This is a genomic window from Moraxella oblonga NBRC 102422 (assembly GCF_001598275.1).
Classification (GTDB): Bacteria; Pseudomonadota; Gammaproteobacteria; order Pseudomonadales; family Moraxellaceae; genus Moraxella; species Moraxella oblonga.
This window is the reverse complement of the sequence record NZ_BCYQ01000007.1, coordinates 21,359-45,705: the sequence shown is the minus strand read 5'-3', so window position 1 is coordinate 45,705 and position 24,347 is coordinate 21,359. Positions and strand designations below refer to the sequence as shown.

General features: G+C 43.8%; 16 protein-coding genes and 1 tRNA gene. 3 read left to right on the top strand and 14 right to left on the bottom strand.

Annotation, left to right across the window (positions count from 1 at the left end):
- Positions 1 to 2: 2 nt before the first annotated feature.
- A complete protein-coding gene (locus MOB01S_RS02135; RefSeq protein WP_066800881.1) occupies positions 3 to 686 on the bottom strand; it encodes an RDD family protein in 684 nt (227 codons plus the stop codon).
- A complete protein-coding gene (locus MOB01S_RS02130; protein WP_066800879.1) occupies positions 683 to 1,306 on the bottom strand; it encodes a DUF805 domain-containing protein in 624 nt (207 codons plus the stop codon). The genes MOB01S_RS02135 and MOB01S_RS02130 overlap by 4 nt, the downstream gene beginning before the upstream one ends.
- Positions 1,307 to 1,490: 184 nt before the next feature.
- Here MOB01S_RS02130 and mutY point away from each other — a divergent pair, with 184 nt between their 5' ends.
- Positions 1,491 to 2,639: an A/G-specific adenine glycosylase gene (mutY, locus tag MOB01S_RS02125; RefSeq protein ID WP_066800877.1), complete on the top strand. Its 1,149-nt coding sequence runs from the start codon at positions 1,491 to 1,493 to the stop codon at positions 2,637 to 2,639.
- 8 nt (positions 2,640 to 2,647) lie between these two features.
- On the opposite strand, the gene MOB01S_RS02120 is transcribed toward mutY, so the two are convergent.
- On the bottom strand, positions 2,648 to 3,544 hold the full coding sequence (locus MOB01S_RS02120; protein ID WP_066800875.1) for a polyprenyl synthetase family protein: 897 nt from the start codon (positions 3,542 to 3,544) through the stop codon (positions 2,648 to 2,650).
- A gap of 187 nt (positions 3,545 to 3,731) precedes the next feature.
- Between MOB01S_RS02120 and MOB01S_RS02115 the strand changes: the two genes are divergently transcribed.
- Positions 3,732 to 3,807, top strand: a tRNA-Phe gene (locus tag MOB01S_RS02115).
- A gap of 424 nt (positions 3,808 to 4,231) precedes the next feature.
- Here the strand turns inward: MOB01S_RS02115 and MOB01S_RS02105 are convergent.
- The 6 genes from MOB01S_RS02105 to MOB01S_RS02075 form a co-directional block, all read right to left on the bottom strand.
- Positions 4,232 to 4,558, bottom strand: coding sequence for a hypothetical protein (locus MOB01S_RS02105; protein ID WP_066800871.1), 327 nt, complete (start codon positions 4,556 to 4,558; stop codon positions 4,232 to 4,234).
- Positions 4,559 to 4,795: 237 nt separating this feature from the next.
- Positions 4,796 to 6,067: a transcription termination factor Rho gene (gene rho / locus MOB01S_RS02100; RefSeq protein ID WP_066800869.1), complete on the bottom strand. Its 1,272-nt coding sequence runs from the start codon at positions 6,065 to 6,067 to the stop codon at positions 4,796 to 4,798.
- A 205-nt stretch (positions 6,068 to 6,272) separates the two neighbouring features.
- A complete protein-coding gene (locus MOB01S_RS02095; RefSeq protein ID WP_439646411.1) occupies positions 6,273 to 7,082 on the bottom strand; it encodes an acetyl-CoA carboxylase carboxyltransferase subunit alpha in 810 nt (269 codons plus the stop codon).
- A 515-nt stretch (positions 7,083 to 7,597) separates the two neighbouring features.
- A complete protein-coding gene (ppx, locus tag MOB01S_RS02085) occupies positions 7,598 to 9,142 on the bottom strand; it encodes an exopolyphosphatase (protein WP_439646413.1) in 1,545 nt (514 codons plus the stop codon).
- A 126-nt stretch (positions 9,143 to 9,268) separates the two neighbouring features.
- A complete protein-coding gene (locus MOB01S_RS02080) occupies positions 9,269 to 9,775 on the bottom strand; it encodes a hypothetical protein (RefSeq protein ID WP_157073868.1) in 507 nt (168 codons plus the stop codon).
- Positions 9,772 to 10,764: an RluA family pseudouridine synthase gene (locus tag MOB01S_RS02075; RefSeq protein WP_066800862.1), complete on the bottom strand. Its 993-nt coding sequence runs from the start codon at positions 10,762 to 10,764 to the stop codon at positions 9,772 to 9,774. The genes MOB01S_RS02080 and MOB01S_RS02075 overlap by 4 nt, the downstream gene beginning before the upstream one ends.
- A 504-nt stretch (positions 10,765 to 11,268) precedes the next feature.
- Here MOB01S_RS02075 and MOB01S_RS02070 point away from each other — a divergent pair.
- Complete coding sequence (locus tag MOB01S_RS02070) at positions 11,269 to 14,850, top strand: Rne/Rng family ribonuclease (RefSeq protein WP_066800859.1); 3,582 nt, start codon at positions 11,269 to 11,271, stop codon at positions 14,848 to 14,850.
- A gap of 226 nt (positions 14,851 to 15,076) precedes the next feature.
- Here MOB01S_RS02070 and MOB01S_RS02065 read toward each other — a convergent pair whose 3' ends face one another.
- From MOB01S_RS02065 to MOB01S_RS02045, 5 genes are all read right to left on the bottom strand, one after another.
- Complete coding sequence (locus MOB01S_RS02065; RefSeq protein ID WP_066800856.1) at positions 15,077 to 15,298, bottom strand: HP1242/YdcH family protein; 222 nt, start codon at positions 15,296 to 15,298, stop codon at positions 15,077 to 15,079.
- Between the two features lie 171 nt (positions 15,299 to 15,469).
- Complete coding sequence (locus MOB01S_RS02060) at positions 15,470 to 15,988, bottom strand: cytochrome b (RefSeq protein ID WP_066800853.1); 519 nt, start codon at positions 15,986 to 15,988, stop codon at positions 15,470 to 15,472.
- A gap of 104 nt (positions 15,989 to 16,092) precedes the next feature.
- Complete coding sequence (locus MOB01S_RS02055; RefSeq protein ID WP_066800851.1) at positions 16,093 to 16,605, bottom strand: hypothetical protein; 513 nt, start codon at positions 16,603 to 16,605, stop codon at positions 16,093 to 16,095.
- Between the two features lie 55 nt (positions 16,606 to 16,660).
- Positions 16,661 to 17,626, bottom strand: coding sequence for a chemotaxis protein CheB (locus MOB01S_RS02050; RefSeq protein ID WP_245639980.1), 966 nt, complete (start codon positions 17,624 to 17,626; stop codon positions 16,661 to 16,663).
- A gap of 3 nt (positions 17,627 to 17,629) precedes the next feature.
- On the bottom strand, positions 17,630 to 24,310 hold the full coding sequence (locus MOB01S_RS02045; protein ID WP_066800841.1) for an Hpt domain-containing protein: 6,681 nt from the start codon (positions 24,308 to 24,310) through the stop codon (positions 17,630 to 17,632).
- Between the last annotated feature and the right edge of the window lie 37 nt (positions 24,311 to 24,347).

Below are 24,347 nucleotides of genomic sequence, written 5' to 3'. Positions count from 1 at the left end.
ACCTATTTGTCTTTACCAATAATGGCATTGGCATAAGCCATGATGTCATTGGTGCATTGGGTGGGGCTTGTTTGCCCTGTCAGAGGCGATAAAATCATGGAAAGTTCTTCTTTTCTGGCTTGGGGCAACTCATCAATCCGTTCAGCAAATGCCAAAATCGCCTGTTGCTCGTCAAAATAAAGCGGAATTTTGGGGGTTTTTGGGCTGACATCTTTGATGTTCATTTCACCGATTTTGTCATGTCCATAGACTACCATCGTGCCTGCCACCATATCGCCAAGTCTTTTACTTTTACTGTTAAATAATATGGCAATGAGTGCAGTCAAAAAGAAAAATGGCAAATCAGCAAAACGCAAGACATTACGAATCATAGAAGCCTGCCAACCGACATTCATGCCATCATCGGTACATACTCTTAGGTTAAACTTTTTTTTGCCAATCGTCTGACCACCACGATATACCTCAAACAACACCATATAAAACCAATCCAACACAAAGTACAAAATCAGCAAAATCGCCCACCCTGATGCTCCCAAAAACACCAACACCATGTTTGCCAACGTAAATACCGCCCCTCGTATCAGCATATCAATGAGCCACGCTCCCGCTCGGGGCACTACCCCTGCTGGCGTGAGCGAGAGCGTTACACCCTCTGGTGTGTCTTGGTTGGCAGTGTTATCTATCATTGGACTTTTTGAGCCTCTTCAATCATTTGTTGGATTTGGGCTTCTTGGGCTCTCTCAACATAACTTTGGTACGCTGGCAAGGCAATCGCTGCTATAATCCCAAGCCCCGCCACAAATGCAAGTGGCAACACCAATGCCAGTATAGTCATCAGTGTACTAGGTGGCTCAGCAGGCGCTCCGTAGTCGTTCACTCCTTCATCACCACGAGCAAAAGACAGATAAATCCACAGCAAAATACCAACAATCGGCACAAGATACAACAGTGATATCCAACCTGTTTTGTTCAAATCGTTGAGTCTGCGAATGCTAGGAGCGAAGTTAATATACACCATGCTTGCCCACAACACCACTATCACAGGAATACCCAAAACAGTAGCAACACTCTCGCCCAACATGGGGATTAAAATCGCACTCAATATCCCCAATACGAACATCGCAACCATCGCACACAGCACCAACATCATGGTATAGGCAAAAAAGCGAACTCGTCCGATACGACCACTGGCTTTATAAAAAGGTGTGGTATCATACTCAAAATACTCATCATCATATGACATATCCGCAGTCGGTGCCGAATAAGGGTTATGCTCATTTGAGTTTTGTGGGAAATGAACACTCATAATACAATTATCCTAATACAACTTAACCAAAAACTTGACAAAAATTGGAAAACAACTATAACACATTTTTATACTGGTGTCAGTATTTTAAAAATCCGCAATTGAAAAAATGTGATGATAATACTCATGAAATTTTGGCATTTAACCCCATAATGATTTTTTGACAAAATATAGACACGATGAAATGAACACCACAACTTTCGCCCCACGTCTCTTAGATTGGTTTGTTATGCACGGTCGCCATGATTTGCCTTGGCAATACCATCACCAAACAGTCGCCGATATTTATGCCGTTTGGTTATCTGAAATCATGCTCCAACAAACCCAAGTTGCTACGGTTATTGGTTATTTTAAACGGTTTATTGACCGATTTCCTACCGTACAGGATTTGGCAAATGCAGAATGGGACGAAGTAGCGACATTGTGGGCAGGGCTTGGTTATTATGCTCGTGCCAAAAACCTACACAAAGGAGCCAAACAGGTTGCTCATTATCTCAACGTACATGGGCATTTCCCCCAAACAGTTGATGAATGGCAAAAAGTGCATGGCGTAGGACGCAGTACCGCAGGGGCGATTGTGGCTATGGGTGTGCGTGAGCGTGGAGTGATTTGCGATGGCAATGTCAAGCGAGTGCTGACACGCTGGGCAGGCATTGATGGCGACATCACCAAAAGTGCAACTGACCGACAACTATGGGAACTTGCCGACACACTCACTCCCACACTTGATAGTGGCAAATTTGCCCAAGCGATGATGGATTTGGGGGCAACTGTCTGCACACGCACACGCCCCACCTGCGCCACTTGCCCGTTATCTGCCGACTGTACCGCATATATTCACGGCAACCCTACTGCCTACCCCGTCAAAAATAAAAAAAGCGAAAAACCCCATCGCCTTTCGCTCGTTTTTGCTTTTTGTTTTAATGATAAGCTATTGTGGCTAAAACGCAAAAATACCCACACCACCATCTGGGAGGGTTTGTATTGCTTACCTATATTGACTGTTGGCAATGATAAAATAACCCCACCCAAAGATTTATCCACCGCCCAAAACCTACATGACAAACTACCACCCACCCACCAAAGTAGTCTTGCTGAATGTCAGATTTTTGAGTTATTACCAAACCAACATTTACATATTAAAAAAACCATAAAACACACCCTCACTCACTTTCATTGGCATCTATCACTGGTACAATATGAAGTGAACGAACAGTCATATCACACCATAAATCATGCCCTACAAGCGATGAATGTGGATTTTGTTTGGCAAACGGGCATGGACGGCTTGGGTGTGCCAAAGGCTATGGTCAAACTTTTAGACCAATCATGACAAACCTGTCAATATCCCCTTTTTTGTAGCCAATCCACCATTTGTAACAGTAGATTATTTTCACCCAAATCCACCACATACCCTCTTGCCTGTTCAAACAGCTCATCAGCATAAGCATGGGCTGTATCCACACCCAAAAGTTTGACGTAGGTGGATTTATCCAGTTTGTCATCACTGCCAGCAGGTTTGCCAAGCGTTTTTGTATCCGCCACGACATCTAGCACATCGTCTTGTACTTGATAGGCCAACCCAATCAACTGTGCGTATTTTTCAAGTTTCACCATCAGCTCATCAGAAGCACCACCACACACCGCCCCCATAAGCACGCTGGCTGTGATTAATGCACCTGTTTTGTCTTTATGAATGTTTTCAAGCTCACTTTGGGTGAGTGATTTTTTTTCACCATTCAAATCTGCCTGCTGACCTGCCACCATACGCCGAGCATTGGGTGATAATATTTTCAACAAACGAACACACACGCCATCATCAACATCACCCAGCCCAAAGTTACCGCCCAATACCTCAAAAGCCAACGACTGCAACACATCACCCACAAGCATGGCAACCGCCTCACCATAGACCACATGGCAGGTTAGTTTGCCACGTCTTAGCTCATCATCGTCCATACATGGCAAATCATCATGAACAAGTGAATAACTATGAATACACTCAACCGCCAACATCGCACGGCGTACCATAGACCCCATTTTAGTTTGACCGACTGCCAAAAATGTCGCCAACACCAAAAGCGGTCGCACCCTCTTGCCACCGTTGGATGCCGCATAACGACTCGCCTCATCCAGAGGGCTTGGCAAATCAACACCATCAAACATCATCATAAAGTCAGCATCAAGCTGTGAAATAACCAGCTCTTGTACGTTTTTTAAATTATTTTTATCAAACATGATTTTGCCCAAATTACCCAAATAGAGAGACTATCATACCCCAAAACACCCAATTTTTGGGTAAAATTTATGGCAAAACCAAAAATTATGCCCATTTTTTAAAAAATTTATAAATTTTTAACCAAAAGCACTTGCAAAGTTTGAAAAATACGCTATAATACGCACCACTTAGTTAATGAAACTAACTGGCGCGGTAGCTCAGTCGGGAGAGCAACGGATTGAAAATCCGTGTGTCGGCAGTTCGATCCTGCCCCACGCCACCATATTATGAAAAGCACCCAAATTTTGGGTGCTTTTTTAATTTTAACTAAAAAGCCCAACTTCGCCCCACCAAAATTTAATACCATTTTAAGCTCAAATGACAATCACCTCTACAAATTAGGATATTGTTTTGCATTTATGATAAATTTAAAGTCCAGCAAAAGTTTTTTGTTTGTGGCAAGTTTATCAAACCATCATATATACCAACCCAACTTCAAAATTGTTATGGTTTTCGTTCGTGGCAAGTTTATCAAACCATAACAAAAAAAAACCGCCTCACCCAAAGGCTTAGCTTGGGGTGAACGGTTTTTGTACCAGTTTTTAGGTTCGTTTAGTATATATCACAATTTAGACATCACGCCCTAGCACACAAAAAATAAAAGAGCCATTGTAGGCTCTTTTATTTGCATAATTTGCACTAAGCGATTATTTGCCTTCAGCTTTTGGAGCTTCTGCGGTAGCTTCGGCTACAGGTGCGTCAGCAGCAGCTTGAGCTTCTGCATTGGCTTCGCCAGCAGGTTGAGCGGCAGCTTCACCTTCGGCTGCAGGTTGGGCAGTAGCTTCGCCAGCAGGTTGAGCGGCAGCTTCACCTTCGGCTGCAGGTTGGGCAGTGTTTTCAGCAGGTACTTGCTCAGCAGGTTGGGTAGCAGTTTCAGGTTTTGGCTCAGCAGGTGCTTGCTCAGCAGGCTTAGAACATGCAGTCAAAACTAGTGATGCAGCAAGTAGAGAAGAAAGGACTAAATTAGCTTTCATTGGATAGCTCCATAAATAAAATAGGTAACAGTTTTATTTGTTATAATTTGATTTTAAAAACCAAGATTAGCAACATACTAAACTGTGGTGCGGATTATACAGGAATGTGTTTTTTACATACAAGTGATTTTTGGTAAAACCTTACATTAAAAATGTAACAAAATGTTAAAAACACAATGCCCATTATCTCAATAATAACATAAACTCATCAAAAAAACAAATAAAAAACCTGCACTTTTAGGTGTTTTGTGATTTTTTGGTCATGTTACTAAAAAATTCATCATTAGTTTTGGCTTCTTTGAGACGTTCAAGCAAAAACTCTGTTGCTTGATAATCGTCCATAGGTTGCAAAAGCTTGCGAAGCACCCACACCTTACGGAGCATTTCTTCGTCTATAAGACGCTCTTCACGGCGAGTACTGGATTTTTTGATGTTAATGGCGGGGAATACTCGTCTTTCGGCAAGTTCACGTTCTAGGGTAACTTCTTGGTTGCCAGTGCCTTTAAATTCTTCAAAAATCACACCGTCCATCTTAGAGCCTGTATCGGTCAAGGCAGTGCTGATAATCGTCAAGCTTCCGCCTTCTTCCACGTTACGAGCCGCCCCAAAAAAACGTTTTGGGCGTTCTAAAGCGTTGGCATCAACACCACCTGTCAAAACCTTGCCACTTGAAGGGATTACGGTATTATAAGCACGAGCAAGGCGTGTGATACTATCAAGCAAAATTACCACATCTTGTTTATGTTCAACAAGACGCTTGGCTTTTTCAATCACCATTTCGGCAACTTGGATATGACGAGTGGGCGGCTCATCAAAAGTAGAGGCAACCACCTCACCACGCACAGTGCGTTGCATTTCGGTAACCTCTTCTGGGCGTTCGTCAATGAGCAGTACAATCAGATAGCACTCTGGGTGATTTTTGGCAATCGCTTGGGCGATGTTTTGTAAAAGTACAGTCTTACCCGCTTTGGGTGGGGCAACGATGATGGAACGCTGACCCTTACCAATCGGAGCAATCAAATCAATCACACGCCCCGTCAAATCTTCGGTCGTACCATTGCCAACTTCTAGGCGTAACTGCTGGGTAGGAAAAAGCGGTGTTAAATTCTCAAAAATCAACTTATGGCGTGAGCGGTCTGGCGTATCAAAATTGATTTCGCTGACCTTTAATAAAGCAAAATAACGCTCAGAATCTTTGGGCGGACGAATTTGCCCTGCGATAGAGTCGCCTGTTTGGAGGTTGAAACGGCGAATTTGGCTGGGCGACACATAAATGTCGTCAGGTCCTGCCAAATAAGATCCCTCTGATGACCGCAAAAATCCAAATCCATCGGGCAAAATCTCCAACACCCCATCACCATAAATAGGCTCGCCGTTGTGGGCGTGGGTTTTTAAAATAGCAAAAATAATGTCTTGTTTACGGCTACGAGCCATATTTTCAAGCCCCATGACTTGGGCGATGGCAAGTAACTCACCTACGGACTTGCGTTTTAATTCGGTTAAATTCATAAAAAGGCTGACCATATACACAAATGTGCAAGTGGAAATGATGTGAAAAAAGGGGATAAGAAAAAGAAAAAGCAGACGATTGCCTACTTTTGTCAATGATAAAAGATAAACCCCGCATTTGTCAAGTAATTTTTATGCCAATATGTCAATTATGTACATTTTACAACAAACAACGAGTTTATCTTTATCATCACAAAGGCATGATTCATAGAGAGATTGTTGAATTAAATTTCATCAACCTATCATAGCGACCGCTTAGTAAATCATTTTTACCCAAAGTTTCAAGCTCATCTAGTTGACTGGTTAATAACGCTTTTAAATTTGCCATAACCACATGAGACTCAACATGACCACCAGAGCCTTCGTCCACCACCTCGTCAATCAAACCTAGCTGATGTAGGTTGTCAGCTGACAGTTTGAGTGCTTCGGAAGCTTCGGGAGCTTTATCCGCCGTTTTCCATAGGATAGATGCACAGCCTTCGGGGGAGATGACCGAATAAATGCTATTTTGGAGCATATTGACCTTGTCCGCCACACCGATTGCGAGTGCCCCACCAGAACCACCCTCACCGATGACGGTGGCGATGATTGGGGTGTTTAGACTGCTAAATACCGCAATGGATTTGGCAATGGCTTCCGCCTGCCCACGTTCCTCTGCACCCACACCCGGATATGCACCCGGTGTGTCAATAAAGGTCAAAACAGGCAAGCCAAATCGCTCCGCCATCTGCACAAGTCTGATGACCTTACGATACCCCTCTGGACTTGCCATGCCAAAATTATGAGTAATCCGCTCACGAGTGTTACGCCCACGGTGCTGACCGATAACCATGACAGGCTTACCATCAAAACGAGCAAGACCGCCCAAAATCGCACGGTCATCACCAAAAGCACGGTCGCCGTGCAACTCATCAAATTCACTAAACAGCGTATTGACATAATCTAAAAAAAGTGGGCGGTCAGCATGGCGAGCCAGTTTGACTCGCTCCCAGACTTGGTTAATGGTTTGGGTCATAAATTTTCCTTATAATCTATACAAATGTAAACTTAGATAGTTTAGCATATTTTTTGGGGTTTGGGAAATTTTTAGGGTTCGTCCCACGCTCGCCCATTGATGTAATTTTTCTTGGCAAAAGGAAAATGGGTGGCGGTGGGGTCTTGTTGGAGCATTTTTACCATGTTGCCAATTATCCAAATGCAACCTTAGGGCTTTTGGAAACATATTTTTCATGTTGATGTTCAAAATAATAAGTCGCCCCCATGTTGCAAACACTACCACTGTCATAATGGGTCAAAAACACCCAATCGTCATTAACTCATCTGATGTTGCACCCCTAGCACCCAACAAACACTCAACCATGCTATCGGTACAATCATCAACACACCGCAAATTTGCCAAGCATCTTGCACAAATTTGTCATATTACTCTGCAAGTTACTTCCTGCTTGCATTTTCACGTATGATAATAAATGACAAGGGAATGCTTTACGGCTTGGTATGTCGTCATTGCTCTGATATGCGGTTATGGATTTACCCCACCACCGACAGTTTAACCCCCCATTTGGCAAATTGAGCAACATCTTCATTAAGCTGGCTAACAATCAATTCTTTGTGCAAACCATCGCCCAAAGTGATTTGCCAATGGTCTTTATTTTTTCCCATGATTGATAGGTAAATGGGAGCGGATTTTATGGTGCGTGATTGATTGGCGGTAACGGCAAGGCGTAAAATCAGACACAGATAGACAAGTTTGCGACCGCCCAAGTTTTCGGTGATTTCTAAATTTTCAGGTTTTAATTTACGTCTATGATTTAGGGCAATCTGAGCCATGCTCGCCTGCCCTGTCTGAGCAAAACCTGCAATGTCCGAAAATTCAAGCAAATACGCACTATGACGCTGATAGTTGCTATGCCCCACCGCAAGCCCAATCTCGTGTAGGTTGGATGCCCTACGAAGCAAATCACGGTCTTCATCATCAAAACCAAGCACATCACGCACCGCATCAAACAGTCGCCCAACTGTCGCCATGACACGCCCTGCCTGCTTAATATCCACCGAATAACGCTGTGCCAGTGCTGATACAGAGCGGTCTCGCACATCTTCGTTGCCAAGCCTACCCAATATGTCATACATCACACCTTCACGCAATGCCCCATCAGAATAATACAACTCTTCAATGCCCAAGGTCTGCATGATTGCATAAAGTTCAGCAAAGCCTGCTGGAAACACAGCCTGACGGTGTGCTTTAACTCCTTCAAATTCAATTTTGTCAACATTGCCAAGTTTAATCAAGTGTTTTTTGAGTTTTGCCATGCCATCAAGCGTGATGCGTTCGCCCGCCCAACCCAACTCTTGCAAAACCAATCGCACCGCCTTAGCCGTGCCAGACGAAGCAATGACATTATCCCAACCCACTTTTTTATAACGTTTGGTGATAGATAGCAGTTCGGTGGCGGTAGCGGTCATGGCTTGGTCAAAGGCTTTTTCACTAATACGCCCATCAGCAAAAAATTTGCGTGTGAATGACACACAGCCCATTTGCAAGCTTTCCATCTCAATCGGCTCAAAACCTTGTCCAATGATAAACTCTGTACTACCCCCGCCAATATCAATAACAAGGCGTTTATCAGTACTGGCATTAGAATGCGACACACCCAAATAAATCAGGCGAGCCTCTTCACGCCCCGCAATCACCTCAATGGGTTTTGGCAAAAAAGTGTTGGCACGGCGGATAAACTCGCCTGCATTAACCGCTTTACGCAGGGCATTGGTCGCCACGATGCGTAAACGGTCATGAGCAATCTCACTAACATGGGGTAAAAACCGTTTCAAGCACTCAATCCCACGCTCCATCGCCTCCTCTGACAGAATATTATTTTCATCAAGTCCTGCCCCAAGTTGGACTTTTTCGGAGATACTGGCGATACGGCGTACCTCGCCATGGTCAAGCCGAGCAATCGCCAAATGAAAACTGTTTGACCCCAAATCTATCGCCCCCAAAAGTTCATCACGGGACAATCCTGTCTCAAAAATGGATTTGGCAATCGCTTCGTGGCGGGCGGTGGTGTCTATCATCACGGGTTTCATGGCATTCTCAAATTAAATAAATGGCAATACTGTAAAATAAAATCGCCAAATTGTCTAGGGGATTTTTGATGGTCATCAAGGGATATTTCCATCAAACTTGACTGACTTTATTCATTACTGATTTTGCACACAAGGTCTTTTATCATCTTTTTGATAATACACTGCATTGGCAGACTGACGGTCAACCACCGTCAAACAGTCATTGATAACACCCTCATCACCATCACGCACCGCCACATAAAACTCATACTTATGACTCACATAACTGCTACCACCGCCTTCACCACCACCGCCAACCAACCAAATGCCGTAGGCTTTTTCATCCTCATGAAACTGCCCTGAATGACTAAGCCGAATGCGTGTCGGTGACAACCGCTCAATGTCTAAATAGCGATTGGCCTCAAATTGTAAAAAAATATACCCTTTCCATACGCCTGCCACCTCTACATCTACCTGATAAGGCTTGCCCGCCACCGCATCAGGCAAATAATAAGTATAACGATGAGCAGGTGGGTCATCACGCTCATAGGTCAATGACACACCCACAAGTAGCCCTGCCATAAACAGCCCGATACAGCTTACAGGCTCATCATTCAGCTTTTTTAAAAACCGCCTTATCACAGTTTACCTTCTGTCAGCTTTTGCATGTCCTTTGGCAAATCTGCCACAAATTCACGCTCATCAAAACGGATTTTGTGGGCGTGCAAACAAAGCCTTGCCACACTTGGAGCAGGTTGTTTTAGATATTTATCATCACCCAAAAGTGCGTGCCCGACACTTGCTAGATGGACACGAATTTGGTGGGTGCGACCTGTTTTTGGGCTTGCCTTGACAAGGCTGATTGTTTGACCGTCTAATTTAAACACCCTTAAAACCTCAATCAGCGTTTCGGACGGCTTGCCCTCTTTGTCCACTTTGACACGCCTTTCGCCATTTGCCAAACTGTATTTTAATAAGGGCTTGTCAATTTTGCCACGCTTGCCAAGCGTCTGGCTAACATCGCCTACACACAGGCACAAATAATCCTTAAAAATGGTTTTTTGGCGAAATTTGTCTTGTAAGTCTTTGAGTGTACTTCGTTTTTTGGCAATGAGCAAAAGCCCTGATGTATCTTTGTCAATACGGTGAATGAGTTCCAGATAGTTTTTGCCTGTTGCCACTCGCATCGCTTCAATGACCCCAAAGCTCTCGCCAGAACCACCGTGTACTGCCATACCGTGCGGTTTGTTTAGCACAATCAAACCTTCATTTTCAAAAATAATCCGTGATAACAAGCCTTTGGCAAACTCATCAGAAACCAAAGGCTTATCACGCACACTAAGACGAATGGGGGCAACTCGCACCACATCGCCTGTATAGACACGGTCGTGTGGTTTACAGCGTTTTTTGTTGATACGGATTTCGTCATCTCGGATAAGTTTGTACAGGTGCGAACGGGGCAAACCTTTGAGCCGTGAGAGCAAAAAATTATCAATCCGTTGCCCATCTTGGTTGGGCGTTACGCTGATAAAATTGACTTTGGCAAAATCGGCAATGACATCGTCCGCCGATTGCGATTTTTGGGGTTTGGGAGCAGACTTTGGTGTAAGTTTTCGGTGAAGTTTTGACATAATGTGTAAATTTTAAAAATTTTGATAGGAAAATTGGGGCAAATCTGTTATAGTTTAGCACGTTGCCACGTAAAGTGATGAGAAAAGTACAAATTTTACCAAAAATGGTTAATTGTTTAAAAAATTTGTATGATAGTTGAATTTTAATACATTTTATCAATCATAGGCAACCCACGACATTTTTTTATTTTGCACATCAAAGTGCGTAAGAGTTTTTACCAAACCCACACAAAAGCACAAGACAAACACTGCTTTTGGAGAATTGGCGGTTTGGTATCATCGGTGCAAGCGGTGATATAGATGATATTTTAGAGAGATTTTGTTCCTCTCAACCAATTTTTAGGCGTTGAACTGATTTGGTAGGATTACCAAATGGGTTTTGTATTTCATGTATGATTTTTAGCCAATCTATTGGCAAACGACTTTTATTAAAAACCCAACCATTTGTCTAAAATAGGCAACGCCCATCTTACCACTTTGATGTTTACTTTTTTAAGGAACATCATGAAACGCATTCTTATTAACGCCACACACAACGAAGAAATTCGTGTGGCACTATGCAAAGACAACCACCTGTACGATTTTGACCTAGAAAATCGCACTCGTGAACAAAAAAAAGCCAATATCTACAAAGGGCACGTTACTCGTGTTGAGCCGTCTTTGGAAGCGGTTTTTGTGGAGTATGGCTCAACTCGTCAAGGCTTTTTGCCCTTACGAGAAATCGCCCCTGAATATCTAAGAGGCAATCCACGCAATGATAACATTCGTGAACTTATCAAAGAGGGCGATGAGGTCATTATCCAAATTGAAAAAGAAGAACGTGGCAACAAAGGTGCCGCAGTCTCTACCTACATCTCGCTTGCTGGTCGTTATTTGGTACTTATGCCAAACAACCAAAAAGCAGGTGGCATCAGCCGTCAAATTTCTGGCAAAGTCCGTGAAGAGATGAAACAAATCATCGCCAGCCTCTCCATACCCCAAGGCATGAGCATTATTGTGCGTACAGCAGGGATTGGCAAAGGTTTCGATGATTTGCAAAACGACTTAAATCACCTGCTTGATATCTGGTCATCTATCCTAGAACAAAACCGCACTCGCCCAAGCCCCTGCCTTGTCCACCAAGAAGCAGGCGTGGTTACTCGGGCGGTGCGTGATTATTTGCGAGATGATATTGGCGAGATTTGGATTGATAGCGAAAACGCCTACAACGAAGCCGCCAATTTCATCGCTTCGGTCATGCCAAACCAAATGGGCAAACTACGCAAATACACCGATTATGAGCCACTTTTTGTACGTTTTGGCATTGAACGTCAGATTGAAAGTGCTTATCAGCGTGAAGTTCGCTTGCCATCTGGCGGTTCAATCGTCATTGACCAAACCGAAGCTCTTGTTTCTATTGACATTAACTCTGCCAAATCCACCAAAGGCTCCGATGTTGCCGAAACTGCTTATCATACCAATCTAGAAGCTGCCGATGAAATCGCTCGCCAACTGCGTTTAAGGGATATGGGTGGTCTGATTGTCATTGATTTTATTGATATGGCAGACCCCAATCATCAAAAAGAAGTGGAAAAACGCCTAATTGATGCCACACGCCACGACAGGGCAAGGGTGCAGTTTGCCGAAATTTCCAAATTTGGCTTGATGGAAATGAGTCGTCAAAGATTGCGTCCGTCCCTAGAAGAAGCCACAGGCTATCTATGCCCTCGTTGCCATGGTAATGGTATGATTAGAGATTTACGCTCGCTTGCCTTATCTATTATGCGACAAATTGAACAAATCGCCCTCCAAGAGCGTGTGGGTGAAATCCAAGTGGAAGTACCCATTGAGGTATCAGCGTTTTTACTCAACGAAAAACGTGAAAGTCTGGTGTATTTGGAACAAGATTCTGGTGTGCGTGTTACCATCTTGCCACACGCTCACCTAGAAAGCCCCAATTTTAGCCTACATTTCAACCCAGACGGTTTTGCTCCATCAAGCTATGAACGTGTCGTAGATGCCGAAGAGCGTGAGTCTGTGGATCGTGGCTATGAAGTAAACTGGCAAACCAAACACGAAGATACCCCCCAATCAGGCAGTCGCTGGCAACAAGCCGACAGCCACAACAAAACTGGCACTGACAAACCCAAATCCAAAAAGACCAATAACGAAACACCTGCCCAACCCCAAGCAGTTGCATGGCTATCCAACCTGTTTGCCCCAAAACCCCAAGCTCGCCTAGCCCATGATTTTGGTAGCAATGACGTAGCATCAGCGATTGAAGCATTGGTGAATAGCGGTGCAAGCAGTTTGGGCTCGTTTGGTAATGTTGCACCCTTAGCTGACAAAATCAACGATAACAAACCCAAACCCAAAAAAGTCCAAAAAGTAGAGCCTGAAAAATCCGAACGTCACAAGGACGACAAAACCGAAAAAGCCCAAAAAGTAGAAAAAACTCAAAAAGCAAAACCTACTGAAAAAGTAGACAAAGACGACAAAAAGTACCCAAAACGTGAAGCAAGTTCACAACGCTCTGCTCGTGGTGAAATCGTGCGTGGTGAAACCTTAGAACCAAAAGCAGAGCAACCCAAAGCGGACAAAGCCCAAAAAACAAAACCTGCTGACAAAGACAACACAGAAAAAGCAAAAAAAGCAGATACTGCCCAAAAAGCACCACGCCAAATCACCAATCCTGATGAAGTTGTGGTACATATCAGTACGGTTGAAGAAGTACAAATTCCTACTCGCACAGTGCATTTGTCGCTTGATGATAGCAAACCCAAACAGGTTGCCAAAACCAACGATGGTATTAATGATAAGTCAGAAATGGCAATCAACACCCAGAGTGTTGCAGATACAAGTACCACCATCGCTACTGAGTCTGACACCACCGAACCTGTGAACAAACACGCCAATGAGACGGACACCCAAACGCAAGACACCACCAAAATCGTGGAAAATACAAGCGTTGAGTCTGTTATGGCAGACGAAATGGCAGTGAACGAAACCATCATTGATGATTTAACAACCAGCCATACGGTGATTGATGATGTTATTGCCAATGATGAACAAACCACCACTCATGACCATCGCAGTCATGATGACAAACCAACCAACCACGAACAACCCACCCAGCAGGCTACACCCACAAAAGTCAGACCTGCCCTACCCAAGCTGGTCGCCCCAACTTTTGATGTAGATTATCTGTCAAGAGTACAGGCATTGGCAAGCGAGCAAGGGCGTGCAATAAACGATCCTAGAGTGATAGCAAGCCTTGCTACTACTCCTGTTGTACCTACCATCACAGGAACAGCAGGTGAGTTTGTCCGTGCCATGCTAGGCGATACAGTAGGTGATGAGACTTTTGTGGAAAGATTTGTGCTTGCCATGAATGCCTTCAACAACGACAAAAATACGCCTGTTGCCACAGCATTTGACTTTACCAACTATGGCTTTGCTCCGCTTAGTGGCGAATATTTGGATGCTTTTGCTTATTATGTAGAGCCTCTTGGTCAATTTGGTGTGCCGCAGGGCAAAACTGCCGTTATCCCAAGCCCCATTGGTGAGCGTGCCATCAACGACCCCAGAGGTCAGTATGTGCCTGTTGAAACAGTTGTCAAAACATCTGAGGAATCAGCCACCGAACCGCCTACTCAAAATACGGTAGGTCATAGTGGTGAGCCTGCACCCACCCCAACAACTGATGATGCTAGCGAACCTGCCAATAACATAGACAGCTTCATTGATAGCACCCTAGAATCTATGGACAAGATGTTTGATTCGGCAGAGTCTGCCATTGAGTCTTTGGTACACACCCTAGAAGAAATCATCAAGCCTGCCGAAAAAAAGAGTAAAAAAGACAAAGTCAGTAGCTACAAAGACATGATAGAAAATGTCTCAGGTCAGTTATTGCCACCCACAGGGATTTTGAGTTTGGTTGCTCCCAAAAAACCCAAAACTGCCAAACCCAAAACCCCAAAAGCCACCAAAACCACCAACCGTAAAATCACCCAAAAAGCACAAAATGCCCAAGTGGTTAAAAAAACCAAAACCACTGACAGCATTGATGATAATGGCAACGATACGCCCAAAACTGCTGATGAGTGATGAATGACAAAAAAATAGCCATAGCAATATGGCTATTTTTATTTGTATGGTAAATTCCACTCAAAAACAAACAAAAGATTTTTTGTGCGTGGCGAACTTGTCAAACCATAAAAAAACCGCTTTACCCTTCAACAGGCTCAGGGCAAACGGTTTTTTTGTATGATTTTGATGTGGATTGAATATAAAAAAAACGCAAGCGATAACACTTGCGTTTGGAGCAACCTAATTAGGCTTTGGTTAAAAGATATTGATAAAGCTCATCTTTTAGAGCCAGTTTTTTGCGTTTTAGACCTTCAATTTCTTCGGCACGGCTAACAGAAGCTACTGGGTCTTTTTCTAGGTTATCAATCTGGGTATCAAGTTCGTTATGCTCATCAAAAAGTTTGATAAAATGCAAATCATTATCAGTTTTTAGTTGAGTGATGAGTTCACGGTACTCTGGGAACATAAAAATTCTCCTAATTATCAATAAGTTAATAATACCAATAACAACAACCATACCCAACATCATCATTGATACAATCATCATTTGGTATGTTTGTATCTTAACAAGAATTGATATGATAAGCAAGTGAAATTATCTATTTTGCGTGCTTTTTGTATGATTTTTGATGGGGCATTATTTCATTCTAGCGATAAGATTATCTTTCATTACAAATTGATGGTACAACGCTCCAACCACGTGAGCCACCACCAAAAATCCTAACACATAAAACATCGCCCCTGTATGAATGCCATTCATGAGTTTTGCCATTTCTCTATCAATACCCACCATGCTTGGAATATTAAACAATCCAAACACACTCACGCCACGACCCCCATACATACTCATAAGCATGCCTGTGATGGGCATGGCAAGCATGGCAAGATACAGCCCCAAATGCGTCAGATGTGCCACACCTATTTGCCATTTTGGCATGGGTGGATGTGGTGGTGCTTTACTAACAAAGCGGTTGGCAATCCGCAACACCGTCCAAATCAAAAAGCTCGCCCCAAGCGACTTGTGTAAACCGATATAATCTTCTCCCTGCTCAATGGCGACCCACGCCCCCACGATGAGCAAAGCCCCTACCCAGTGAAAAATGCGGGTGGCAAGCGTATATTTGCCAGAACTGGGGTTGGCGGTTGATGTTGTCATAAAAACTCCAAAAAAAAAGAACATCAAATAAAATTAAAAAACTTCGTTAATGATAACGAAGTTTGTCGTTAAATACAGCGGTAATTTTGTGATGATTGGTAACATTAACCATCCAAATCCACCAAATGATGCACAATCAAATCCAAATCAGGCACAACATACAACTCACCAGCAACCTCTACTGCTTGGTACAGATAGTTATCATGCTGACTTTGCACTGTTGGCAAAGCAGGCATACTAAGCTTCATGAGAGACATTTCTTCTTCGTTTAACTCCACATCTTTTACATCAGAAATACGCAGTCTAAGGTTAGTAACCTCGCCTGTGGTTTGTAGTGCCAAACGGTGAACATCGGTATTACCCTCCAAAATCACCAATTTATCTGCTGGAATTTCTTTGGGAATCAAATGATATACCGCCACTTCTTGGGCTTGATCACCATGTTTCCACAAATATGTCCAAATCCGCTCTTCATAATGCTCAATATTTAGTATTAATGCAGTTGGTACAAGCCAGTCTGGCTGACCAATAGCAGGTATGATACTAATGTCCAACATACCGTTATCTGCTGTCAACAGACTGACCGCTTCAAAGCTGTGTTTTTGTATTTGTTTCATGTTGTTTTTCCATGCCTGACTAATTTTACATTGATGTCAATGCGTGATTTGACAATTAAATACCCACATAACGAACTGTACGAAGCATATGGTTGATGCGTTGAGCAAGCTCCAAAGGCGACCCCACAAATTGACAAAAACCCGAATCAATCATTGCTTGGGGTTGGCTGGCACAACCGCTACTTTCTGGGCTTTGTGCCCACAGATGGCTACGGTTTGGCAAAATACTATCAATATATTGAGAGCCATCATTGCCCATGCCCGAAAAGATGATACTAATCAAACTGCTCCCAAACACATCGCTGACATTTTTGAGGATTGAGCCAATACAAGGTTGATATTCACCCAACCAAGGTTTATCAAGCAATAGCACTCGCCCTTCACTATCACAGACAATTTGTTTGTCAATCGGTGCAATCAAACAATGCCCTGTACGCAGACTTTGGTTGGCGGTAATCACTTGACAACGCCATTCATTATGACGCATCAACACTCTGGGCAAAGCATGAATCATATTAGCATCAAAATGATGTGCTAGTAGCAAAGCAATGGGCAAATCTGGCGAGATGTTATCCAAAAAAACTTTTAACGCATCAGGACCACCCATAGACGCACCCAAAAACAGCACATATTTCCAAGGCTTGTGTTCAGGTGCTTTTGCTTTTTTAAATTTGGGTAAATCCAAACTGTCACTAAGTCGTCTAAGCAAAATATTTTGCCATTTACGATACATTTGCATGTTGTTGAGGTTGGGGGCTTCCCCAAAACCAATCAACACTTCCTTGGGGCGATAAACATCAATGCGTTGTTGTAGTTCAGCATCAAGCGGAGCATCAATCAGCCACACCAAATCATCACTGAGTTTATCACGACCCAAGCCACCAAGTTGAGTAGGTTCATAACACCCTATCACATCAAAACCAAACTCACGAAGCGTATCATCAAACGCCAAGCGTTGATTGCGTTCGTCCGCCACCACGATGAATGAAGCGGGATTTGGCATTGCCTGAGTGATATTCACAGCTTATTCAACCTCGCCCGTCAAGCCAAGTAATTTATTGATATTAGCCAACAAATCAATCTCTTGGAACGGTTTGCCCATGTATTCGTTCACACCAATTTCAAAGGCACGCTCACGGTGCTTCTCACCTGTACGAGATGTAATCATGATGATGGGCAATTCTTGTAAGCGGTTATTGTGACGCACTTGTGTTGCCACTTCAAAACCGTCCATACGAGGCATCTCAATATCAAGAAGCATCAAATCAGGCAAGGTATCTTGTAAAATCTCAATGGCATCAATACCATCTTTGGCAACCACCACATCAAAGCCTTGACGTTCAAGGAAACGAGAAGTAACCTTACGCACCGTAACAGAGTCGTCCACCACCATGATAAGTCTGCGACGGTTGATGGCTTTTTTCTCTGTCTTGGCAAGACGAACTTGGGGCATACGCATGAGTGCCAGTAAGTCCAAAATGAGCATGACCGAACCATCACCCATAATGGTTGCTGCTGAAATACCAGACAAGCGAGACAGCTGACGACCAAGTGGCTTAACCACAACCTCAATACGAGAACCAACAATTTCATCTACTTGGAGTGCTAATGCCTGTTCGGTAGCGGTCTTGATGATGATGACAGGCAAACTGATGCTGGTAACCATTTCGTTGTTGAAATGATGACCTGACAAAATTTCGTTAAGATAACGCACACGATAGTTTTTACCATCAATATCAAGGTTCATATCACCAGATTGATGATAGTTAAATAGCCTACGAGAATCTACCTGTACCACACGCTCAATCTGTACAAGTGGAACAGCATACTGACGCTCACCCACACGCACAATGAGTGCATCTGATACCGTTACCATGAGTGGTACACGGATGATAAAGCGAGAACCTTGACCAAATTCGGATTCTACTGACACCGAACCACCCAGCTGACGAATCTCAGTACGCACAACGTCCATGCCCACACCACGACCAGAGATTTGGGTGATTTTGTTGGTGGTAGATAGACCTGCGTTAAAGATGTACTGCATGATGTCATAATCAGACAGCTCTTCGTCCTCACGAATCAAGCCCTGACTGATGGCTTTATTACGTACCGCTTCTACGTTTACGCCTGCACCATCATCGGATAGCAAGATAATCATCTCACTACCTTCACGTTGGATTTCAAGTGTGATATGACCCATATAGGGCTTGCCAAGCTCTGCACGGCGGTCTGGCGACTCAATACCATGGTCCACCGCATTACGAAGCATATGCTCAAGTGGCGAAGTGATGTGTTCTAGAATGCTTCTGTCTAGTTCGCCATCAGCATTTACCACCGTCAAATCAACATTTTTACCAAGCTCGCCTGCTGTCTGACGCACGATACGTTGTAGTCGTGGCGTTAGACGTGAGAACGGTACCATACGAGAGTGCATGAGACTGTCTTGGAGTTCGTTTTGAGTACGAGACAGTTGTAGGAGCAAGTTTTCGCCATCTCGGGTTTTTTCTAGCATGGTTGCCTTAATGTCAAGCAAGTCCGATGCTGATTCTGCAAGCGATTTGGACAACTGGTTCAACGATGAGTATTGGTCCATCTCCAATGGGTCAAAACCCACATCCATCATCATTGAGTCATCAATCTGTGCCAAAATTTGTTCTTCTAGCTCATTATCCATACGGCGTAGCTGATCCGCCAAACGCTGTACCGTAACCCCCATTTCCTCAATACTGGCAGTCAAACTTGCCATATTCATGTCAATACGAGCACGGTTAATCGCTGCCTCACCTGACAAGTTAATCATACGCTCCATCAGCGATGCCGACACACGAATCATTTCAGCGTTGGCGGTAGTTTCCACACTCTCACCAAATACACCTTTTAAAGGTGGCATACGGCTGATGTCACGAGTGCTACGATTACTTTCTAGATAAGCTTTGTATTGGGCAACAACCTTAGCCTCGTGTTCAAGCGACACGATTGGCACAGAAGTCAGGCTGTCAGGGTTTTCGGTAAAGGTTTGTAGAGCCTCAATCAACAGAACTGGGCGAGGTGGGTTGAGTTTTTCAACCAACAGACCCACCGCATTACTAATCCAGTCATGGCAAGCAAACAATAGGTTGGCAACCATACGAGTAGCAGGACGGCGACGACTACCAAGCATCTCATAGACCGTTTCCATTTCGTGTGCCAAATCCGCCATGCCATTGGCAGATACCATGCGAGCACCACCTTTGATGGTGTGGAGCTTGCGTTGTAACGACTGCAAACTTGCGACGTCTGAGGTGTTGTTACGGAAAGCAGCAAAATCCTCGCCACTACTTTCAGCAAGCTCTTTGGTCTCTTCTAGGAACACCATCAAGATATCATTATCAGGTAGTGTGCCACCCCATGATTCTAAAATATACTGCTCAAACTGTTTGTTTTCATCAAGCTCATCAACCACTTCAACAACAGGCTTGGCAGTCTTTTTACTTTCGTCTTCAAAAACAGGAATGCGAATAGATACACCCGATGGCACTTCACCCGCTTCTAAGTATTGACGTAAGTCTTCAATCGTTTCATCAACAAAAAAGGATTGCTTGGTTTTTTTGACAGAATCCAACTGCAATGACAACACATCTTGGACACGTTGCATGGTAGATAGCCAATCGTGATTGACCGCCATACGACCATCAACAAAACGCTCGTATACGCTTTCTGCTTCGTGCGTCAAATCACCAATGCTACTAATGCCTGCCAGTCTTGCACCACCCTTGATGGTGTGTAGATGACGTTGTAATGCTTTGAGTAATTCAGTATTTTCTGGTGCACTTCGCCATTCGGCAAAGGTGGTGGTAATGATGGCATCAAGCTCGCTCGCCTCTTCTAAGAAGATTTGTAGAAGCTCATCATCAGTATCCACTCTCTCATAGCGGACTTGTGTAACGACTTGCGATTCTGTACTTTGCTCTTTTAAGCTCTTGCCAAGCTCAGCATAATACACTTCTTTTTCGCTGGTGAGACTGTGTAAGCGAGACAACAGCTCTTTGTTTAGGCGTAGCGACATACTGCCAGCCAACGAGTCAAACAAGCCAATCAACTGATGATGCACCGCAAGCAGTGCATCAAGGAACACATCATCTTTGGCTTGTTCTGGGTGCTCTGCCATCAACTCATAAGCTGACTTTAAGGTAGCAAGCAGGCTTTGGAATTTTGGCAAATCATGTGTACGCTCGGATAAAACCTCAATATCATGAAGCTGAATCTGGGCATATAGCGAAATCTCTTCATGGTCCTTATCTACTACTTCTTCTAGTTCAAGCTCTGCATCTAGCAAGGTATCAATACCATCAATCAACACGCTGATGTTTTGACCGCTTTCTTGCTCTGCTTCAAATAAAACCTCAAACTCTTGTGCACCCTCATCAAGCTCGTAGGATACCTGCTCAGTAGAACCGCCCTGATATGCGTGAATATGCGTCTCAATCAACCCAACAGCGTTACTTAGCACTTGTAGATGGCTATCGGTCATCATCGTATCGTGATGTTGCAAGCTTTGTAGACCATGCTCAATCATGGCACTAACTTCACCAATCTTGACAAATGGTGATAAACCAGTCGCCCCACGCAAAGTGTGGAATACTCGCACAACTTCATCATTGACCGCTACCGCCACATCAGGCATGGCTTGGTTTTGTACCAAAAATTGTTTGACCACCTCAATCAAATCCTTGGCTTCCTCAACAAAGATTTGACAGAGTTTATCTTCTTCTTCGGTTTGGGCGGTTTGGATTACTGTGCCAGAAATGATTGCTTCAGCTTCTTGGAAAGAGTTAAGTGCGGTCGCACTTAGTTTATCATCAACTGGCTCTTCTGGCTTAGTAGGTGCTACTTCCTCTTCTGCTGGCACGCCACCAAAATCAACAATCTCACGATAATCAAACTCTTCACCCAAGCCACGACTATAAGCATGAGCGGCAGCCGTCCATAAAACAACTTTTTCTGGATAATCTGATGATTCGTTTTCAAAAATCTTAACCAGACTCCCAAAATTGTCCAACACATCAAACACCAACGCTTTGATGCCATCATTGACCACGATGGTTTTATCAATAATGCGGTTAAACATATTTTCAACCGCCCACGCAAGCTCGCCAAGCGTGGTCGCACCCACCATACGCCCAGAGCCTTTGAGTGTATGGAAGCCACGTCTAACGTCAGTCAGCAATTGTGCGTTGCCATCAAGTCGCCATTGGTTGAATTTTGGTCTGATATCTTGTAAAACTTCGTCCGCTTCTTCAATGAAGATTTCTTTGATGTCTTCATCAACTTCGCCCACCGCAGATGCGACAGGCTCACGGGCTTGGGCGATAAACGGCTCCAACACTTCCAATGGCAAGCGAACTGGCTTGGCTTCTTCCGCCACTTCATCAGTCGCATCCTCTGTCGGCTGAACTTCACTGACTTGCTCCACCTCTGGCACAGCAAACAGACCTTCATCAATCGCCCTACCCGCCAAAATGTTGCTTGCTCTTAGCACTACACTGGCATTATCTACACTGGGTGGATTACCTTGTGCAAAATCCTTCACCATGATGGGAGTCATGTCTGCCATGTCCGATACAAGTTTGGCAACATCAGGCGTTACGGCTACCGTACCATCTAGCACACGGTTGAGCATATTTTCAATCGCCCAAGCTGTCTCACCAAGTTGTAAGGCTCCCACCATACGCCCAGAGCCTTTGAGCGTGTGGAAATTACGGCGAATTTCTTTTAGAATTTTAAAATCACTGATGTCCGCTTGCCATTTTGGTAGATTGTCTAGCATTTCAGCCATGACTTCGTCAGCTTCTTCAATGAAAATCTCACGAAACTCTTCGTCATGACTCAAATCATCGTTAGGCAAACTTGCCTTGATTGCCAAATACGTCTCACCCAACACCAAAGGCATCGGTGGCACATCACTTGTAGGTGTACTCTGAACTGGTGTTTCTACAACATTTTCGTCTATTTCATCTGCTTCATCATCAATCTCATTGATTGCACTGCCTTCCTCTACAACCACAGATGTCGGTTCATATTTGCCTTGGTCATCATAAACCGTTACAACTTCATGCTCTTTGGCAACCTCAGCCTCAATCTCAAACACCTCAACTGCATCATCTTGGGCTTGCTCTAACAATGCCACCGACTCATCAATGTAGGTAGAAGTTTTTTGTAAAAACGACTCATCCAAAATCTCTTGTGCCAAATTGTCCAAAAAGATTTCAAATGATGATAAGGCATCAGCCACCTTATAGCTAAGTTGCCAACTGATTTTTTCAAGGGCATGCGTACGCAATAACGAAAACAGATTGGCGGTTTTTTTGGTTAAATCTGATGCTTGTGGCAAACCCATTTCATCAAAGTTAAACACCAAACGTTCAAACACGCTGTCGGCTGGCAAATCATCTATGTTTTTGCTGTGCAGATAATCAGTAAATTCGCTTTTGATGTCCTCAATCAAAATCCGCACTTCACGCAGGGCATCTTTATTTTGGGCTTCTGCGGGGGTTGTTACCGAACCAACTTTGGAAGAAATCGCCTGATAAGCATCGCTCATCATGACGTACAAATCTTGGAGCTGGGTGCTAAGTTGCCATTGGAGTCCTGCAAACGCTTCGGCATTTTCGCTGGCATTTTTGACATCTACCACAATCTGCTCAACATAAGAAGCATAGAACGTCCAACCACGATTCATCAGACGTTTTTGCAATTCTTCAAGCATGGCGTGATTGATGTCGCCATCAGACAAAGAATAGATGAGCCTTTCTAAGGCGGACAACACATAAGGGAAAAATGCCTTATCATCAGGCACACGACCGCCAACATCGCTAATAATGTCTTTGGCATTATCGCTTAATTTGCCCAGTCTGGTCAGGTTGATGTAGATATTGATGAATAGATTTTCAAGCGAAACGACATGGCTTGTTTGGGTATCGTCATATTCCCAAACATAATCATCGCCAATTTTTTCTAACAACTCTAAGGTGGTGGTCGGTAAAGGGTCATTAAATGCCAGATTGTGAATCCACAGTCCAACCATCAGCCACAGTTTTTGCCAATCGCCCACACCTTGCGATGCCAATGTCTGAGTAATATCAAAAAGCTGGGTAAAAACTTCGCTGTTGGTCTGGTCATCGTCATGTTCTTGAATACGTGCCACCAATAAATGCCACTCATTTTCAAGCTCTGGCAATACCACCATGTCTGAATATGGCGTATCCGAAAATGGCAAAGAGATGTGATGGCTAAATTTTTTGGTCAAATCAATCGCATCAATCTCTGTCGTCAAGCCACGTGTAATGTCAGGATTGGTTGTTTTTAAAATATCAACCAACTGACAAATTCGCCAATCAAGCACTTCATGACGTTCCAAGTCAGTTATGGCGTAGTGATTGATTTCGTGTTGCAACAATTTACTGGCAAACAACACTTCGGTTAAAAGTTCTGTATCTTTTGCACTATCCACATACAAAGCAAGTGAATGAATCAGTTTTGCCAAATCTGCAAACTTGGGCAAATTTGCCATCGTAAGCACGCCACTGATGGACTGATACTCTGTGGCAATGTACGACATTTTTGCCAACAAGTCATCAGTCTGACCATGCAATACATTAAGCTGTTCATTGAGTGGTGCAATTAGCCATTCCAAAGTAACTAATTCATTAGGCTCATGGTTCATTTGCTTTTCCTAATCTAATGGCAAACGCCATTTTATC

Coding starts and splice junctions, on each gene's coding strand:
- MOB01S_RS02135 (WP_066800881.1), bottom strand. CDS start 686: ATGATAGATAACACTGCCAACCAAGACACACCAGAGGGTGTAACGCTC.
- MOB01S_RS02130 (WP_066800879.1), bottom strand. CDS start 1,306: ATGAGTGTTCATTTCCCACAAAACTCAAATGAGCATAACCCTTATTCG.
- mutY (WP_066800877.1), top strand. CDS start 1,491: ATGAACACCACAACTTTCGCCCCACGTCTCTTAGATTGGTTTGTTATG.
- MOB01S_RS02120 (WP_066800875.1), bottom strand. CDS start 3,544: ATGTTTGATAAAAATAATTTAAAAAACGTACAAGAGCTGGTTATTTCA.
- MOB01S_RS02105 (WP_066800871.1), bottom strand. CDS start 4,558: ATGAAAGCTAATTTAGTCCTTTCTTCTCTACTTGCTGCATCACTAGTT.
- rho (WP_066800869.1), bottom strand. CDS start 6,067: ATGAATTTAACCGAATTAAAACGCAAGTCCGTAGGTGAGTTACTTGCC.
- MOB01S_RS02095 (WP_439646411.1), bottom strand. CDS start 7,082: ATGACCCAAACCATTAACCAAGTCTGGGAGCGAGTCAAACTGGCTCGC.
- ppx (WP_439646413.1), bottom strand. CDS start 9,142: ATGATAGACACCACCGCCCGCCACGAAGCGATTGCCAAATCCATTTTT.
- MOB01S_RS02075 (WP_066800862.1), bottom strand. CDS start 10,764: ATGTCAAAACTTCACCGAAAACTTACACCAAAGTCTGCTCCCAAACCC.
- MOB01S_RS02070 (WP_066800859.1), top strand. CDS start 11,269: ATGAAACGCATTCTTATTAACGCCACACACAACGAAGAAATTCGTGTG.
- MOB01S_RS02065 (WP_066800856.1), bottom strand. CDS start 15,298: ATGTTCCCAGAGTACCGTGAACTCATCACTCAACTAAAAACTGATAAT.
- MOB01S_RS02060 (WP_066800853.1), bottom strand. CDS start 15,988: ATGACAACATCAACCGCCAACCCCAGTTCTGGCAAATATACGCTTGCC.
- MOB01S_RS02055 (WP_066800851.1), bottom strand. CDS start 16,605: ATGAAACAAATACAAAAACACAGCTTTGAAGCGGTCAGTCTGTTGACA.
- MOB01S_RS02045 (WP_066800841.1), bottom strand. CDS start 24,310: ATGAACCATGAGCCTAATGAATTAGTTACTTTGGAATGGCTAATTGCA.